This is a genomic window from Neobacillus mesonae, assembly GCF_001636315.1.
Taxonomy (GTDB): Bacteria; Bacillota; Bacilli; order Bacillales; family Cytobacillaceae; genus Neobacillus; species Neobacillus mesonae.
In genome coordinates this window covers 5,116,686-5,131,879 of the sequence record NZ_KV440949.1, presented here as the reverse complement: position 1 = coordinate 5,131,879, position 15,194 = coordinate 5,116,686, and the positions used below count along the sequence as shown (strand labels likewise).

The window sequence follows — 15,194 nt, the reverse complement described above, 5'->3', positions numbered from 1 at the left end:
AAATTTATTTTAATTTTGACCAAAGATTTACAAAGTTATAAAATGTCCTATAAAAAAAATTGACAAACTTGTATATACAGCATAAAATGAAAACGTAATCATAAACTTGTATAGACATGTTTGGTTGTAGAATTGAAAACGCTGTATAAATTGGGACAGCGGAAAAAAATTAATAGGGTGAAACCCAAATGTTAGGGGGAAAAACAATGTCTAAGTTCAAAGAACCTGCTAAAGAATTATTAGAGTACATTGGCGGGAAAGACAATATTGCGGCCGTAACTCATTGCGCCACAAGAATGCGTTTCGTGCTCAGCGACCCAGGCAAGGCTGATATTAAAAAAATTGAATCTATTAAGCTTGTAAAAGGTACTTTTACTCAGGCCGGACAGTTTCAGGTTATTATCGGAAATGAGGTCGCATCATTTTATAACGATTTTATTAAGCTTGCCGATGTGGATGGCACTACAAAGGATGATGCTAAGGTTGCAGCGAAGCAGAACATGAACTGGCTTCAGCGTATGGTGGCCCATCTTGCCGATATTTTTACACCATTAATCCCCGCCCTTGTAGTCGGCGGTTTGATTCTCGGTTTCCGAAACGTTATAGGTGACATTAAATTACTTGATCATGGTACAAAGACTATTATTGAAGTTTCACAATTCTGGGCCGGAGTCCATTCCTTCCTATGGTTGATTGGTGAAGCGGTATTCCACTTCCTCCCTGTAGGAATCACGTGGTCGATTGCCAAGAAAATGGGTGCGTCGCAAATTCTTGGTATTGTTCTTGGTATTACTCTTGTCTCACCGCAATTGCTAAATGCATATGCCGTTGCCGATGCCAAAGACATTCCGGTATGGGATTTTGGATTTGCGAAGGTGGAAATGATCGGCTATCAAGCCCAGGTTATTCCAGCCATTTTAGCAGGTCTCTTGTTAGCATTCTTAGAAACTAGACTGCGAAAAATCGTCCCAAATTCCATTTCGATGATAGTTGTGCCATTTTTCGCACTTATTCCGACAGTTCTAATTGCACACACTATTTTAGGACCAATCGGTTGGACAATTGGCTCTGCAATCTCTAATGTTGTCTATACAAGTCTCACTTCTGCCTTTGGATGGCTATTCGCGGCAATCTTTGGCTTTGCTTATGCCCCGCTTGTTATTACAGGGCTGCACCATATGACCAACGCTATTGACTTGCAGCTGATGAGTGAGCTTAAGGGTACCAACTTGTGGCCAATGATTGCTCTATCCAATATCGCACAAGGGTCAGCAGTACTTGCAATGATTTATATCAATCGTAAAAACGAGGAAGAAAAACAGGTTTCCATTCCAGCGTGTATCTCCTGTTATTTAGGTGTAACAGAGCCTGCGATGTTCGGGATTAACTTGAAGTACGGCTTCCCATTCTTAGCTGCAATGCTAGGTTCGATGTGTGCAGCAGTCATTTCTGTGGGAACGAACGTCATGGCGAACTCTATCGGTGTCGGCGGCCTTCCCGGGATCTTGTCGATTCAGCCACAGCATATGGCAATGTTTGCCGTAGCAATGGTAGTGGCCATCGTGGTTCCATTCTTGTTAACAATCATTTTTGCCAAGACCGGCATGAAAAAAATTGCTTTTAAAAAATAACTCCATTCAGGAGGGAGCCTATCTCCCTCCTTTCATACTTTACGTCACTAACGGATATGCGCTGTTAATTGGTGGATAATGCTCTCCAATTGTGGCATGGCTTGTATCAATTGGCGGATAACGCACTCCAATTGGCGCATGGCATGTTTTAATTGGCGGAAATGCTCCTTCAATTAGCATAATCAGCATCAAGAAAATTTTAGGCAGGTGGTTAAAATGTCAACAGCATGGTGGAAGAATGCCGTTGTTTATCAAATTTATCCAAAAAGCTTTTGCGATACGACCGGGAACGGGACCGGAGATCTTCAAGGGATCATAAAAAAACTCGATTATTTAAAAAAGCTGGGTGTAGATGTTTTATGGCTCACCCCTATATACCAATCGCCCCAGCGTGATAATGGCTATGATATCAGCGATTATTATCAAATTCATACAGAATACGGGACTATGGCAGATTTTGAGAAGCTGCTGTCCGAGGCCCACAAACGCGGTTTAAAAATCATGATGGATATCGTCATTAATCATACATCGACAGAGCATGAGTGGTTTAAGCAGGCACGCTCTTCGAAAGACAATCCATTCCGCGATTTTTATATTTGGCGAGATGGCAAAAACGGAGAACCGCCTACCAATTGGAAGTCCAAATTTGGCGGTTCCGCTTGGGAATATGACGAAACTACAGATCAGTATTACTTGCATCTATTCGATGTTACCCAAGCTGATCTCAATTGGGAAAATGAAAAAGTACGCGAGGCTTTATACGAAATGATGCATTATTGGCTGCAAAAAGGTGTTGACGGCTTTCGACTTGATGTTATTAATTTAATTTCTAAGAACCAGCAATTTCCTCAGGATGACAGCGATGGCCGCAAATTTTACACCGATGGACCAAGGATTCATGAATTTTTGCATGAGATGAACGAGAAGGTTTTTTCAAAATATGATTTAATCACGGTCGGCGAAATGTCATCCACTTCCATTGATCATTGCATTAAATATACAAAACCAGAGCGAAATGAATTAAATATGACCTTCAGCTTCCATCACTTAAAAGTTGATTACCCTAACGGCGAAAAATGGACAAAGGCGCCATTTGATTTTCAGGAATTGAAAACGATTCTATCGAACTGGCAGGTTAAGATGCATGAAGGCGGCGGCTGGAATGCCCTATTCTGGTGCAATCATGACCAGCCGCGGGTTGTCTCCCGCTTTGGTGATGAAAATAATTATCACAAGCAATCAGCTAAGATGCTGGCTACGACTATTCATATGATGCAAGGCACCCCTTATATTTATCAAGGGGAAGAATTTGGAATGACCAATCCTGGTTTTCATACGATTGAACAATACTGTGATGTCGAATCGATCAATATGTACGAACTGAAAAAACAAGAAGGCTCAAGCGAAGAAGAAATTCTCGAGATTCTAAAGCAAAAATCACGGGATAATTCACGTACCCCAGTACAGTGGAGCTCAGAGAAAAACGCCGGATTTACCACTGGTACCCCGTGGATAGATACCGCTGCGAACTATCAAGAAATCAATGCTGAAAAGGCAATAAGCGACCCAGACTCTATTTTCTACCACTATCAAAGGCTGATTCAGTTAAGAAAAGAATATACCATTATCACAGAGGGCGATTACACACCAATCTTGAAAGCAGATTCTGATGTATTTGCCTACGTAAGAACATTAGGAAAAGAAAAATTATTAGTTATCAACAATTTTTACGGCAAAAATAAGGAACTGGTCCTCAGCCACCAGATTAACCTTGAAGGGTATCATAGTGAAATGTTAATCTCTAATTATGAAGACTCGATGCCGCTTGCAGGGAAGCTAAGTTTAAGACCATACGAGTCGATCGTGTACCATTTGAAAAAGTGAACGGAGATGTCTGTAGTGACCAGTAAGTACCTAACGATTTATAACACACTTGTAGAGCAAATAAAGAACGGTGCAATTCCGCCGCAATCATTGCTCCCGTCTGAGCATGAATTGACCGACCAATTCCAAACGTCACGGGAGACAATTCGAAAAGCATTAAACCTGCTTTCACAAAATGGTTATATTCAAAAAGTTAGAGGAAAAGGGTCAATTGTCATTGACATCACCAAATTTGATTTCCCAGTTTCAGGTCTTGTGAGTTTCAAAGAACTGGCCGATAAAATGGAAAGCAAACCAAAAACCAACGTCCATGAGCTATCTTTAATTATCAAACCCGATCATTTCATTCGCCAGCAGCTCCAATTGACCGCTAAAGACCAGGTCTGGAAGGTTATTAGAACTCGAGAAATTGGTGGAAATAAAATAATCTTGGATAAGGATTTTTTAAATAAAAAATACGTTCCCAGCCTAACGGAAGAAAATTGTGAAAACTCGATTTATGAATACTTGGAGAATGAATTAAACCTTAATATCAGCTTTGCGAAAAAGGAAATAGTCGTTGAGGAACCTACATCCGAAGACCGCGAGTTATTAAATCTAGAAGGTTTTCATAATGTGGTCGTCATTAAAAGTTACGTCTTTTTAGAGGATGCCAGCCTGTTTCAATATACCGAATCACGGCACCGTCCTGATAAATTCCGCTTTGTTGACTTTGCGAGAAGGAAACACTAAATGGAGCTTGGATCAATTCCAAGCTTCATTTCTCTTATTGTGCCTTAAACCAATTTTGCTACAATAGTCATGAGGTGAAAATAATATGTGCGGCCGCTTTACATTGACTGCTTCTATTGGACAAATCATCGATCGATTTGATATTCAGGCATTTTTAGATGAAGAAAATTTCACACCAAGTTACAATATTGCCCCCTCTCAAATGGTACTGGCTGTCATTAATGATGGGAAAGCAAATCGGATGGGATATCTAAAATGGGGACTTATACCACCATGGGCTAAGGATCTTTCAACCGGGAATAGGCTAATCAATGCACGTGCAGAAACACTTGCTGAAAAGCCAAGTTTTAAAAATGCCTTTCGAAAAAAACGCTGTTTGATTATCGCCGACAGCTTTTACGAATGGAGGCGGCATGAAGATAAAACCAAGACTCCCATGCGCATAAAATTGAAATCGGATGGGCTATTCGCATTGGCAGGAATTTGGGAACAATGGAAATCACCGGAGGGAGAAGCGATTTTCTCTTGTTCCATGATTACGACTACACCCAACCAGCTTATGACCGATATTCATGACCGGATGCCGGTCATTTTACATCCTGAAAATGAAAAAACATGGTTAAACCCTGCCATCACTGATACAAAGTTTTTACAACAATTTTTTGTTCCGTATGATGAGGCACAAATGGAAGCATATGAGGTATCCCCTCTCGTTAACTCACCAAGAAATAACACGATTGATCTGATTCGCAAATTATGTTAACGCACATTTTTTTAAAATTGGACAAGATGACTACATGCACGTCCACGCTTTTACATAGATTAAAGTAACCCATTAAGTTTTTCCTTCTTTTAAAAGTGGCTTTTTGCCACTTTCTTTTTTTGCGTTTTATTTACGTCATTTTTTGTTAACTTTTTCTAGTTCATTCGAGTTATAATGAGAAGTAGATTACATATGGAAAGGGGTTTTCTTAATGGATCAGCATGTTTTAGATTTTATGAATATTCCCACAACATGTATTTCAGATGCAATGGATGGCTTAAATAACCTACACCCAGCGATTAAGCCGCTGAAAGAGGAATACAAAGTAGTTGGACGAGCCTTTACAGTGAAAATTCCGGTGGGTGACAATCTTGCAGTCTTAAAGGCTATCCGGAATGCAAAGCCTGGTGATGTTTTGGTGGTGGATGCTAAGGGTGATCAGTACCGGGCTATTGCCGGCGATTTTGTTGTCGGAATGATGCAAACACTTGGAATTGCGGGGCTTGTCGTCGATGGAGTCATTCGCGACCTCGCTGGAATTAAGGAATTGAACTTTCCAGTCTTTAGTAAAGGTACGGCTGTGGCAGCCAGCGGCAAAGCTGGTTTCGGCGAAATAAATGTTCCAGTTTCCTGCGGGGGTATGACGGTGCATCCCGGGGATCTTATAATCGGGGATGTCGACGGCGTAGTAGTTGTTCCTCAAGCCATCGAACAGGAAATCTTAACAAAAGCACTTGAAAAATTAAATAAAGACCAGATTCGTGAAGATCAAATTTCCGGGAACCGCGAAGCAATTCTTAAACATCTGGATGACCTTCTCTCAAAATAATCGTCCATTCCCCCTTTGGTTATAGGCAATAGGGGGATTTTTAATAAAATTACTTTCCTCCCTTCTCTAAGGTACTATTTCTAAAAGCTCAGCATAAAATAGAATATACGTTCGTACAGGAGGAGAGGCTGTTGCTAAAAAGTAATGAGTCCTTAATTACAGGTGAGATGTTAATCAAGTATTACGAACTAAACAAGCAGAAAAAAGAAATTGAGCTAGAAATGAACAACTTAAAAGACATGTTTCAGGAGTATTTTAATCAATTAATCGGAGCGGATCGAAAAGGTGAAATCATCGTCAATGGCTACAAATTACAACGGCAAATCCGAAAAACGGAAAAATACAAGGACGAAGAAACTGTAAAAATGCTAGAAGACCTGAAGCTAAACGACCTCATCCAGGTGATTAAAAAGCCTGATGAGCAAAAAATTAAAGCTGCCGTCAATTTAGGTTTATTAAATGCCGAACAATTAGACAGCTGTATTATAACAACTTACTCTCCTGCCATCACCGTTAAACCATTAACACCTCGTTAAACAAATAATTTGTTGAATAAAAAAACGGCTGCATACCTTTTTGCAGTCGTTTTTTATATCACGCTTTTCCCCTTGAGCATCCATTGCAGCAGGAGCCCTACCGCAACACCTGGGATGACAGAGAGCATTGGGAGCCAAACAGGGCCTAACAGTACACCAAATATTCTTACTTTGGTCGAGTAAATTAATCCTACTGTAACAAAATAAGCTGAAAACGCAAATGGAAGAAAGGAATAACGTTTTTTCCCTCCACCCGCATCCTTAAACGCATCCCACATCGCGAAAAAATATAAACATGGATAAAACATCAGCCATTGAAAGTTGATTTGCTGTATCGCTAAATCAATATTCCCATGAAAACTTGATATGATGGCAACGTTAAAATTGGCCTGGGCATTGATGAGGAATTCTAATGCCACAAATACAATCCCTTTGATCCACTTCCCATTTAATAGCTGCCCGAATCCTGGGAGCGCAATGCTCCAAAAAAGAGCTTCTTTTGAATCCATTGCACTAAAACCAGCTAGAAAAACTTTGTTCTAGCGATGTGGCAGCCTTTACGGTCCAATCCAGACTAAATTTAAATGTACAGGCCCCCCATTTGATTTGAAACAGACAATATTGACCCATAAACATTCCTCCTGAAAATATCTATAAGGTTAATATCTCCGCTTCAGCCCAAAATTATAGTAGTCAACTTCTAGAAAAGCCCATAATTTCAATTTAACTGGAAATTAAAAACAGCTGCCATTTAACTGCGGCAGCTAATCTTAAATTGTATCGTTCGACATGACTATGTCCGCATTAGTTTCTTCAGCTTGCCAGCACTTACATACATCGACCCAGCCCTGTGCAGATGAATATTCCATTATTTCATCACAGGTTAATTCAATCGCAGAATTTGAACTGCCGCAAGCCGGATAAAGTGTTTCAAAGCGTTTCATCGACGCATCAAGGTAGACATCGAGCTTATTTTTTAAACCAAACGGACAAACTCCACCAATAGCATGACCGGTTTGATCTAATACCTCTTCCGGCGAAAGCATCCTTGCTTTAAACCCGAATGTTTGACGAAATTTCTTATTATCTATTTTGGCATCACCGGCAGCAACAACCAAAATGGCCGTTTCGCCTTCCCCGCGGAAGGATAATGTCTTGGCAATACGAGCCGGTTCTACACCAATAGCCTGGGCGGCAAGATCTACAGTTGCACTTGAAGTCTCAAACTCCATTATGTCCTGTTCCCGTTTCCATTGTTTAAAATGTGCTTTAACATTTTCTAATGACACAAGTTTCATCCTTTCAAAGTGATTCGTTGTTGTAAATACTACACAATTTTCCATCAATATACAACGTTTTTGCTTTAAAGAGATAAAGCAATGGAGTTTATTTTAGAAAATTACATAAACTGTTCAGCAAAAAAATGTTATAATCGCTTTGGTATATATATAACGTAAATACTTCAATGGGGGGAGACAGTTTGGAGTCACATGGGGCGGTTTTGCCTTATCCAAGAACAAAAGGAATTATATTAGTACTAATTGCGGCCATTTTTTGGGGTGTATCCGGAACGGTGGCTCAATTTTTATTTCATCGGCAAGGCTTCAGCACTGGCTGGCTGGTCGTTGTGCGACTGCTCATTTCCGGGTCGGGCTTGTTATTTTTTGCTCAAACTGTTGGAAAACAAAACATTTGGAGCATCTGGAAAAATAAACAAGAAATCTTCCAGCTGGTGATCTTCGGAATCATTGGTATGCTAGGTGTTCAATATACCTACTTTGCCGCTATTGAACATGGGAACGCAGCCACTGCTACAGTCCTTCAATATTTAGCGCCGGTGATGATCGCCTGCTACCTCTGTTTTAAAAGTAAAGCCTTGCCGACAAAGCAGGAATCCATAGCCATTATTTTGGCCTTGACCGGAACCTTTCTGCTTGTCACGAAAGGAGATATTCATTCATTGGCGATCTCTGTTCCGGGCTTTATATGGGGAATTCTATCCGCATTTGCGCTCGCTTTTTATACACTTTATCCCGGTGGTTTACTAACAAAATGGGGCTCGCTTATCACAGTGGGCTGGGGAATGATCATTGGCGGTATTGGATTCAGCTTTATTCATCCACCGTGGAAATTTCAAGGAACATGGTCTTTTTCATCCTTTATGGCCGTTGTCTTTGTTGTTATTTTCGGGACATTAATCGCTTTTTACTGTTATATGGAAAGTATGAAATACATCCGTGCATCTGAAGCCAGTTTACTTGCCTGTGCGGAGCCGTTATCCGCGGCGTTTTTGGCGGTTGCCTGGTTGCATGTTTCATTTAGTCCGGCAGAATGGTTTGGTTCATTCGCCATCATCGCAACAATTTTTATTTTATCGACAGTAAAGCGATAACCTTTCATAAAAAGAAGGTGCCCGGCTGGACACCTTCTTTTATTATTCCCCTAAATCCACATTGTGGTACACTTGCTGGACATCTTCTAATTCTTCTAATGCATCAATTAGCTTCTCAAATTTCGGAACGACATCCTCTGGAAGAGTTACTTCGTTTTGTGGCAGCATGGAAAGCTCAGCAACGGCAAACTCAGTAATTCCAGCATTTTTAAAGGCTTCTTGAACGGCATGGAATTGGTCTGGTTCAGCATAAACAATAACTTGTCCGTCTTCTTCCACCACATCACGGACATCAATGTCTGCTTCCATTAGTAGTTCAAGCACTTCCTCTTCATTCTTTCCTTCAATACCAATAACTGCGGTTTTGTCGAACATGTAAGCAACGGAACCGCTGACCCCCATGTTGCCGCCGTTTTTACCAAAGGCAGCGCGAACTTCTGAAGCCGTACGGTTTACGTTATTTGTCAACGCATCAACAATAATCATGGAACCGTTTGGACCAAAGCCCTCATAGCGAAGCTCATCATAGCTCTCGTCTGAACCGCCTTTTGCTTTCTCAATCGCACGGTCGATGATATGACGAGGGACACTGTACGTTTTGGCACGCTCAAGCACAAATTTTAACGCTTGGTTTGCTTCTGGATCAGGCTCGCCTTGTCTTGCCACTACGTAAATTTCACGTCCAAATTTGGCATAAATACGGCTTGTGTTAGCGTCCTTTGCTGCCTTTTTATCCTTGATATTATTCCACTTACGTCCCATATGAACACTCTCTTTCTGAATTGAATCAAAAACATTGCCCCGATTTCGAGGGGACTTAACCATTTAATATTATACATTAAATGGGACATTTGTTAAGTATGGATGATAAAAAAATCAAGAAGAGTTCCTTTTCAACCGTTCTATTCCCCACCTATTTCCAAAGCATAGAAATTATTCCTTTCAACTAGGACGGTTCCAATCACTTTTCACAATGTACTCAGACTATCAACAAGCAGATAGACCCCCGTGCAGCTTAATATAATATAGGTAAATAATCTAAAAGTTCGCTGATTCAGCTTATGAAATATGATTTGACCAATAAACAAGCCTAAAATGACAATAACCATTGCATAAAGACTTGACTGCCAAATGATCTTGTCCGTTCCGGTAAAGATAATTTGGGTGATTAAACTAACACAATAAATAAAAATATAGTACGCTAATGTGGTTGCTCGTAATTCCCTTTTTTCCGTATCTGTCCCTGTAAAATATAGTAATAGCGGCGGACCGGCCATTCCAATACTGGTTGTTAAAAGGCCGGAGATCCAGCCAACGATAAAATCCCTAAATTTCGTAGGCTTCACCTTAAATTTACAAATTAGCAATAATGTTAAGAGCAAAAGAAGAATACTTACACCTAATTTAAATGTGTTAAGGTTGATCGAAATAAACAGTATAATTCCAAAAGGAACCCCTGCTAAGCTGCCTAATATAAACCTTCTTAACAATGCATAATCGATATCCGATTTGATCTTCCTAAATAGTAAAACTGAGATCACAAAAGTTAAAATAATATTAATCTGAATGGCTTCATGAGGATGAAAAATCATCAATAAAAAAGGTGTTGCCATTATGGAGAAGCCGAAACCCGTACTGGTTTGCAAGATCGATGCCACTAGAATAATCGATATGAAAATAACAATAGTCCCCAAAATGGCCCCCTTAATAATTTGTATTCATATCATTTTATGAATTCCCAGCAGAATTTTTCCCGTTAAATAAAAAGGCACACGTTAACCTCTATAAATGAACGTGTGCCTTGATGTGGATTAATTTTGTTAAACAAGCATCTGGAACAGTGTGCTGTCCTTATTCACTTCACGGTGCAGGAAACCTTTTGCTTTGATTCGCTCCACTAACGGGCCATAATCCGCTTTATCTTTTAGTTCAATTCCAACTAATGCCGGACCGGTTTCACGATTGTTCTTCTTCGTGTATTCAAAATGACTGATGTCATCATTGGGTCCCAGTACATCCATCAAGAACTCGCGCAATGCCCCTGGCCGCTGTGGGAATTGAACGATGAAATAATGCTGCAGTCCTTCGTAAATCATAGAGCGCTCTTTAATTTCCTGCATCCTGCCGATATCATTATTTCCCCCGCTGACGACGCAAACGACTGTTTTGCCCTTAATTTCCTCTGCATATGTATCAAGGGCAGCAATGGATAAGGCACCTGTCGGCTCAACAACAATGGCATTTTCATTATAAAGTGAAAGCAGCGTTGTACAAACCTTCCCTTCCGCCACAACAACAATATCGTCTACGATTTCTTTACAAATATCAAATGTTTTATAGCCCACTTTTTTTACTGCAGCACCGTCGACAAACGGATCAATTTTCCCTAAGCAGGTTACTTCGCCTTTTACAATCGATTCCTTCATTCCCGGTGCCCCTTCAGGCTCAACTCCAATTAATTGTGTTTCCGGAGAATAATGCCGCAAATAGGTTCCGGCTCCCGCCATTAGCCCGCCGCCGCCGATGGCCGCAAATAAATAATCAATTTTTTCTGGACAATCGTTTAGCAATTCGACACCGACCGTTCCTTGACCGGCAATCACGTCGAAATCATCAAATGGATGGATAAAAGTTCGATTTTCTTCAAGACTGCATTCCATCGCCTTCTCATACGCATCATCAAACGTATCCCCAACTAAAACGATTTCTACATCTTCCTTGCCCCAAAATTTCACTTGATTGACTTTTTGTTTCGGTGTCGTGTTAGGCATGAAAATTTTTCCGTGAATGTTTAATAAATGACAGGAGTATGCTACCCCTTGAGCATGATTCCCAGCGCTTGCACAAATAATTCCATTTTCCATTTCTTCCGAGCTTAATTTTTTAATACAATTATAAGCACCGCGAATTTTAAAGGAACGAACACTTTGCATATCCTCTCGTTTTAAATAGACATGACAATCATAACGTTCTGATAATAGATGATTATATTGCAGAGGCGTTGGAGAAATCACATCCTTAATATTGTGGCTGGCAATGATGATATCCTCCACATGTAATGTTTTGTTATCGACTTGTTGACTCATGGTCATGATTCCTCCTTCAATTTTCAAGCTTTGTTCTCATTATATAAACAACAAAAAACCCGCCCCTAAAAGATAGGGACGAGTTAGCTCGCGTTACCACCCTACTTCCACAGCAAGACCATCCCTTGCTGCAGCTCTCGAACGACGTACTGATGTACAGTACGTGTTCCTTTAACGGCGGACTCACCCGGCATAGCTTACTTGTTTGTGTTCAGCTATGCATCTCAGAGATGATCTTCAAATAGTTCCGTCATCGGCTCCCACCAACCGCCGACTCTCTTTAGACTTGCAACTACCCTACTCTTCTCTTCATCGATTCATGATTAATTTTTTATTAGGTTACCACTGAAAAATTTACATGTCAATATTTTTTGACTATTTACTATTTTTAGATAATTAATAAAGCGCTTACATTTTTAATTCAATTAGAATAACCTATTGTTTAAATAAAATGATGAAAAATCAGAGTACTTTTGACCATAGGGAAACGTCTATACACACTCCCCTATGGTCACATACACTATCTTGAATTTATTGATGAGGAGAGATCAGTGTGGAAAAAAAGAAATACCCCAGTTCTGTTGTCCTAACCAATCAGCCATATAAGGGTGCTAATGTAATGCCAAACCAGCCGGTGATGCCGACAAACGTTATGCCAACGAACGTCATGCCTACTATGCCCTATATAGCCCCTCAAGCTGCACCGCAAGCCTATTACCCTATGGTTCAAGATTGCAGCTATCCAATGTATGACCCTTGTTGTTACCCAATGTACGACCCTTGTTGTCCGCCGCCAATGCTGAATCCTTGCTGTCCAATGCCAATGCCAAATCCTTGCTGCTGTCCAATGCCAATTCAAAACCCTTGTTGCCAACCAATGCCAATGTATAATCCGTGTTGTTAATTTAAGTTATGCTAACGAAAATCCATCTAGGGAACCCACTTTCCCGGGATGGGTTTTTTATTGGTGCCTGACACAAGCAATTTTGATATAATTACAAACAGTGAATGAATTCAGAATTTTAAAGGAGCGAGTTATGATGATTATTCCATACAAGGGGAAATCTCCTTCTGTCCATGAATCGGTGTTTGTGGCTCCAGGTGCTTATGTAATTGGCGATGTACAAATTGGTAAGGAATCGACCGTTTGGTTTAACGCTGTTATCCGCGGTGATGACGGCCCGATTATTATCGGTGAAAGATGCAGTATTCAGGATAATTCCACGCTTCATTTATACGAAGGGTTCCCTGTCATTATTGAAGATGATGTAACAATTGGCCATAATGTGGTTTTGCACGGCTGCAAAGTAGGCAAGCGTTCCATTATTGGGATGGGTTCAACGCTCTTAGATAATGTGGAAGTCGGTGAAGAATGTATCATCGGTGCCAACACCTTACTTGCAGGCGGCATCAAAATCCCCCCGCGCTCACTTGTGCTCGGTTCTCCTGGAAAAGTTGTCCGTGAACTGACAGACAAAGACCTGCAAATGCTGCAGATGTCAAGCGAATCTTATGTCCAAAAGGGCAAGGAATATAGAGAGATTTTGAAATAAATATCATCATCCAAAAACCACCCTGCTTTCTTTAGGGTGGTTGACGTTTTATCTTTTTTTCATATTTTATTAGCGTCAAAATCTCATTTACTTTCAACTCTCCAGTTTTTTTATAGCCAAATTTTTCGTATACATGACGATTTCGTTCATTATCCCTAGGTGTGTCAAGACTCCATTTTCTTACTCTTGGGAATTGCTTTTCTATTTTTGAAAGAATTTTTGTCCCCAATCCCTTGTTCTGATATTTCGGCCTTAAAAAGATACGAAACAGATAATAATGGGCATCTGACACTTTCACCAGACAGATACCGCCGGCCATTTCTCTATCAACAAAGATGGTGTAATGAAGGGAATTTTCCATTCGATACTTGAAAAAATCAAGTGATTCTGCCGCTGGGCTTGAATCATAATCCTTATACTTTTTCAAATCCTCCTTAAATGTCCGTTTGAATTTTTACCAAAGACCCAGCTTCCTTCATGCTTGACTTGGAGATCTTGATGTCCATTCACTCACCTCGAGGTTATTTGCCATCAGTATATGAATGGATTCGTATTGATGACTTTAGGCAAAAACCCCTTTTTTATTGGACCTCGATTACAATCGTGCCATGGAATTTGTCTTCCACATAACAATCCAGTTTCCATATCCCCTTTGACGGAAGAATTAAATAACCAACGGCCTCTGCGTATTCATAAGGCGGTTTGACATAATAACTGTTTGGGATTCCGATTGAACCTTCAAATGCAGTTACCTTTGTACCGTCCTGTTTGCTGGTTCCAATGATTTTCACCATTTTTCCAAAACCTTGTACGGTTTCTTCGTGAGATGCACCCCAAATATGGACCAGCTCTTTGTTCTTTTCGCCTGCAAGGACTGGACCGTCAAGGATCGCCCACTTACCTTTGACGCCCCATAGGCCATATTGCACGTCTTTCCCGTCAGGCCCTGGCTTTGGTACCGTAAATACATGGCTTACTTCCCAGTTTTGTGTTTCTGCTGAATTTGATCCATACCGTTCCTGCCAAGCAGCTAAACCCAAATTTCCAATAAATAGCAGGAAACACATTGAAACGATAACAGTCAAAAGCTTTGGAAACCAATCCCCGCTTTTTATCGGCTTTTTTGCCGCTGCTCTGATGTTCCTTTTTTGCTGCTCTGTGAAATAGGTTCCTGAAAAAACCGTATCATCCATTGCCTGCCGAAGATTACGTAGCTTCTCCTCCATCTTATTCGCTCCCTTCCCAGCTTTTTTTTAACAGTTCCCTGCCCCGCTTTAACCTCGTCTTAACCGTATTTTGATTAAGGTCTAAAAGCGCGGCAATTTCCGTTACGGAGAGTTCTTCGTAATAACATAGAATAATCACTTCTCTATATTTTAATGGCAGCTTAAGGACAAACTGGGCAAGCTGTTCCTTTTCATCCCTCGCCAGCAGTTCCCTTTCCGGCGACGAGTCATGATCTATTTTAGAAATATGATTGTTTAATAGAATCCGTTTAATAAAAGAACTTTTCAACACATCTTTGCAGCGGTTAATCGTAATCCTGTATACCCACGCTTTAAGGAATTCCACATTTATTGCTTGATTGTATTGCCGATAACAAATAACAAACACATCTTGTACGACATCCTGCGCTATTCCCCAGTCCTTCACATAGCCGTGAGCAAGTTTGGTGAGTCTCTCACCATATTCATTCATGAACCATTCGAGCCATTCGTCCCGGTACTCAATTGAAGTCCTAAGCTCGGCCCGGTTTTCGTTTTGCCCTCCCATACCATCACCACCTTT

The 15,194-nt window shown here is 40.6% G+C and carries 18 protein-coding genes and 1 other annotated feature; of the genes, 8 read left to right on the top strand and 10 right to left on the bottom strand.

Going from position 1 to position 15,194, the window contains the following annotated elements; genetic code table 11:
* The first annotated feature begins 206 nt into the window (after positions 1–206).
* The gene (treP, locus tag A6749_RS24190) at positions 207–1,631 is read left to right on the top strand and encodes a PTS system trehalose-specific EIIBC component (protein WP_066398214.1); all 1,425 of its coding nucleotides are present in this window, start codon (positions 207–209) and stop codon (positions 1,629–1,631) included.
* 39 nt (positions 1,632–1,670) lie between these two features.
* Here the strand turns inward: treP and A6749_RS28490 are convergent, their stop codons facing one another.
* Entirely contained in the window at positions 1,671–1,811 is a 141-nt protein-coding gene (locus A6749_RS28490; RefSeq protein ID WP_161487168.1) for a hypothetical protein, read from the bottom strand.
* A 36-nt stretch (positions 1,812–1,847) separates the two neighbouring features.
* Here A6749_RS28490 and treC point away from each other — a divergent pair, with 36 nt between their 5' ends.
* The 5 genes from treC (at position 1,848) to A6749_RS24165 (ending at position 6,375) form a co-directional block, all read left to right on the top strand.
* Positions 1,848–3,515 carry an alpha,alpha-phosphotrehalase gene (gene treC, locus A6749_RS24185; RefSeq protein ID WP_066398212.1) on the top strand — a complete coding sequence of 556 codons (1,668 nt, stop codon included), beginning with the start codon at positions 1,848–1,850 and terminating at the stop codon, positions 3,513–3,515.
* Between the two features lie 15 nt (positions 3,516–3,530).
* On the top strand, positions 3,531–4,247 hold the full coding sequence (treR, locus tag A6749_RS24180) for a trehalose operon repressor (RefSeq protein WP_066398210.1): 717 nt from the start codon (positions 3,531–3,533) through the stop codon (positions 4,245–4,247).
* A gap of 85 nt (positions 4,248–4,332) precedes the next feature.
* Positions 4,333–5,010, top strand: coding sequence for an SOS response-associated peptidase (locus A6749_RS24175; RefSeq protein ID WP_066398202.1), 678 nt, complete (start codon positions 4,333–4,335; stop codon positions 5,008–5,010).
* 211 nt (positions 5,011–5,221) lie between these two features.
* Positions 5,222–5,839, top strand: a complete 618-nt coding sequence (locus A6749_RS24170) for an RraA family protein (protein WP_066398200.1) — start codon at positions 5,222–5,224, stop codon at positions 5,837–5,839.
* A gap of 131 nt (positions 5,840–5,970) precedes the next feature.
* Positions 5,971–6,375 carry a hypothetical protein gene (locus A6749_RS24165; protein WP_236719722.1) on the top strand — a complete coding sequence of 135 codons (405 nt, stop codon included), beginning with the start codon at positions 5,971–5,973 and terminating at the stop codon, positions 6,373–6,375.
* Positions 6,376–6,428: 53 nt separating this feature from the next.
* On the opposite strand, the gene A6749_RS24160 is transcribed toward A6749_RS24165, so the two are convergent.
* Both A6749_RS24160 and A6749_RS24155 read right to left on the bottom strand, forming a co-directional pair.
* A complete protein-coding gene (locus A6749_RS24160; RefSeq protein WP_066398198.1) occupies positions 6,429–6,884 on the bottom strand; it encodes a hypothetical protein in 456 nt (151 codons plus the stop codon).
* A 261-nt stretch (positions 6,885–7,145) separates the two neighbouring features.
* The gene (locus tag A6749_RS24155; protein ID WP_066398196.1) at positions 7,146–7,664 is read right to left on the bottom strand and encodes a YbaK/EbsC family protein; all 519 of its coding nucleotides are present in this window, start codon (positions 7,662–7,664) and stop codon (positions 7,146–7,148) included.
* A 176-nt stretch (positions 7,665–7,840) separates the two neighbouring features.
* On the opposite strand from A6749_RS24155, the gene A6749_RS24150 reads away from it, so the two are divergent.
* Entirely contained in the window at positions 7,841–8,767 is a 927-nt protein-coding gene (locus A6749_RS24150; RefSeq protein ID WP_066398193.1) for a DMT family transporter, read from the top strand.
* A 42-nt stretch (positions 8,768–8,809) separates the two neighbouring features.
* Here the strand turns inward: A6749_RS24150 and A6749_RS24145 are convergent, their stop codons facing one another.
* The 4 genes from A6749_RS24145 to A6749_RS28485 all read right to left on the bottom strand — a co-directional run bounded on the left by A6749_RS24145 (position 8,810) and on the right by A6749_RS28485 (position 12,731).
* Complete coding sequence (locus A6749_RS24145; RefSeq protein WP_066398188.1) at positions 8,810–9,529, bottom strand: YebC/PmpR family DNA-binding transcriptional regulator; 720 nt, start codon at positions 9,527–9,529, stop codon at positions 8,810–8,812.
* A 206-nt stretch (positions 9,530–9,735) separates the two neighbouring features.
* Complete coding sequence (locus tag A6749_RS24140) at positions 9,736–10,461, bottom strand: sulfite exporter TauE/SafE family protein (protein ID WP_066398178.1); 726 nt, start codon at positions 10,459–10,461, stop codon at positions 9,736–9,738.
* A 126-nt stretch (positions 10,462–10,587) separates the two neighbouring features.
* A complete protein-coding gene (ilvA, locus tag A6749_RS24135; RefSeq protein ID WP_066398172.1) occupies positions 10,588–11,853 on the bottom strand; it encodes a threonine ammonia-lyase IlvA in 1,266 nt (421 codons plus the stop codon).
* A 71-nt stretch (positions 11,854–11,924) separates the two neighbouring features.
* Positions 11,925–12,175, bottom strand: a binding site (T-box leader).
* Positions 12,176–12,572: 397 nt separating this feature from the next.
* Positions 12,573–12,731 (bottom strand): hypothetical protein, encoded by a 159-nt coding sequence (locus A6749_RS28485; RefSeq protein WP_161487167.1) that lies wholly within the window; start codon positions 12,729–12,731, stop codon positions 12,573–12,575.
* 162 nt (positions 12,732–12,893) lie between these two features.
* Here A6749_RS28485 and A6749_RS24130 point away from each other — a divergent pair, with 162 nt between their 5' ends.
* Positions 12,894–13,406 (top strand): gamma carbonic anhydrase family protein, encoded by a 513-nt coding sequence (locus tag A6749_RS24130; protein WP_066398164.1) that lies wholly within the window; start codon positions 12,894–12,896, stop codon positions 13,404–13,406.
* A 31-nt stretch (positions 13,407–13,437) separates the two neighbouring features.
* Here A6749_RS24130 and A6749_RS24125 read toward each other — a convergent pair whose 3' ends face one another.
* The 3 genes from A6749_RS24125 to A6749_RS24115 form a co-directional block, all read right to left on the bottom strand.
* Complete coding sequence (locus tag A6749_RS24125; protein ID WP_066398163.1) at positions 13,438–13,833, bottom strand: GNAT family N-acetyltransferase; 396 nt, start codon at positions 13,831–13,833, stop codon at positions 13,438–13,440.
* A 154-nt stretch (positions 13,834–13,987) separates the two neighbouring features.
* On the bottom strand, positions 13,988–14,632 hold the full coding sequence (locus A6749_RS24120; RefSeq protein WP_066398162.1) for a helix-turn-helix domain-containing protein: 645 nt from the start codon (positions 14,630–14,632) through the stop codon (positions 13,988–13,990).
* Position 14,633: 1 nt separating this feature from the next.
* Positions 14,634–15,179, bottom strand: a complete 546-nt coding sequence (locus A6749_RS24115; protein WP_066398160.1) for a sigma-70 family RNA polymerase sigma factor — start codon at positions 15,177–15,179, stop codon at positions 14,634–14,636.
* Positions 15,180–15,194: the final 15 nt, after the last annotated feature.

Excerpts from the sequence above, each read along its gene's own strand:
- treP (WP_066398214.1), top strand. The coding sequence starts at position 207 with ATGTCTAAGTTCAAAGAACCTGCTAAAGAATTATTAGAGTACATTGGC.
- A6749_RS28490 (WP_161487168.1), bottom strand. The coding sequence starts at position 1,811 with ATGCTAATTGAAGGAGCATTTCCGCCAATTAAAACATGCCATGCGCCA.
- treC (WP_066398212.1), top strand. The coding sequence starts at position 1,848 with ATGTCAACAGCATGGTGGAAGAATGCCGTTGTTTATCAAATTTATCCA.
- A6749_RS24175 (WP_066398202.1), top strand. The coding sequence starts at position 4,333 with ATGTGCGGCCGCTTTACATTGACTGCTTCTATTGGACAAATCATCGAT.
- A6749_RS24170 (WP_066398200.1), top strand. The coding sequence starts at position 5,222 with ATGGATCAGCATGTTTTAGATTTTATGAATATTCCCACAACATGTATT.
- A6749_RS24160 (WP_066398198.1), bottom strand. The coding sequence starts at position 6,884 with ATGGATTCAAAAGAAGCTCTTTTTTGGAGCATTGCGCTCCCAGGATTC.
- A6749_RS24150 (WP_066398193.1), top strand. The coding sequence starts at position 7,841 with ATGGGGGGAGACAGTTTGGAGTCACATGGGGCGGTTTTGCCTTATCCA.
- A6749_RS24145 (WP_066398188.1), bottom strand. The coding sequence starts at position 9,529 with ATGGGACGTAAGTGGAATAATATCAAGGATAAAAAGGCAGCAAAGGAC.
- ilvA (WP_066398172.1), bottom strand. The coding sequence starts at position 11,853 with ATGAGTCAACAAGTCGATAACAAAACATTACATGTGGAGGATATCATC.
- A6749_RS24130 (WP_066398164.1), top strand. The coding sequence starts at position 12,894 with ATGATTATTCCATACAAGGGGAAATCTCCTTCTGTCCATGAATCGGTG.
- A6749_RS24120 (WP_066398162.1), bottom strand. The coding sequence starts at position 14,632 with ATGGAGGAGAAGCTACGTAATCTTCGGCAGGCAATGGATGATACGGTT.
- A6749_RS24115 (WP_066398160.1), bottom strand. The coding sequence starts at position 15,179 with ATGGGAGGGCAAAACGAAAACCGGGCCGAGCTTAGGACTTCAATTGAG.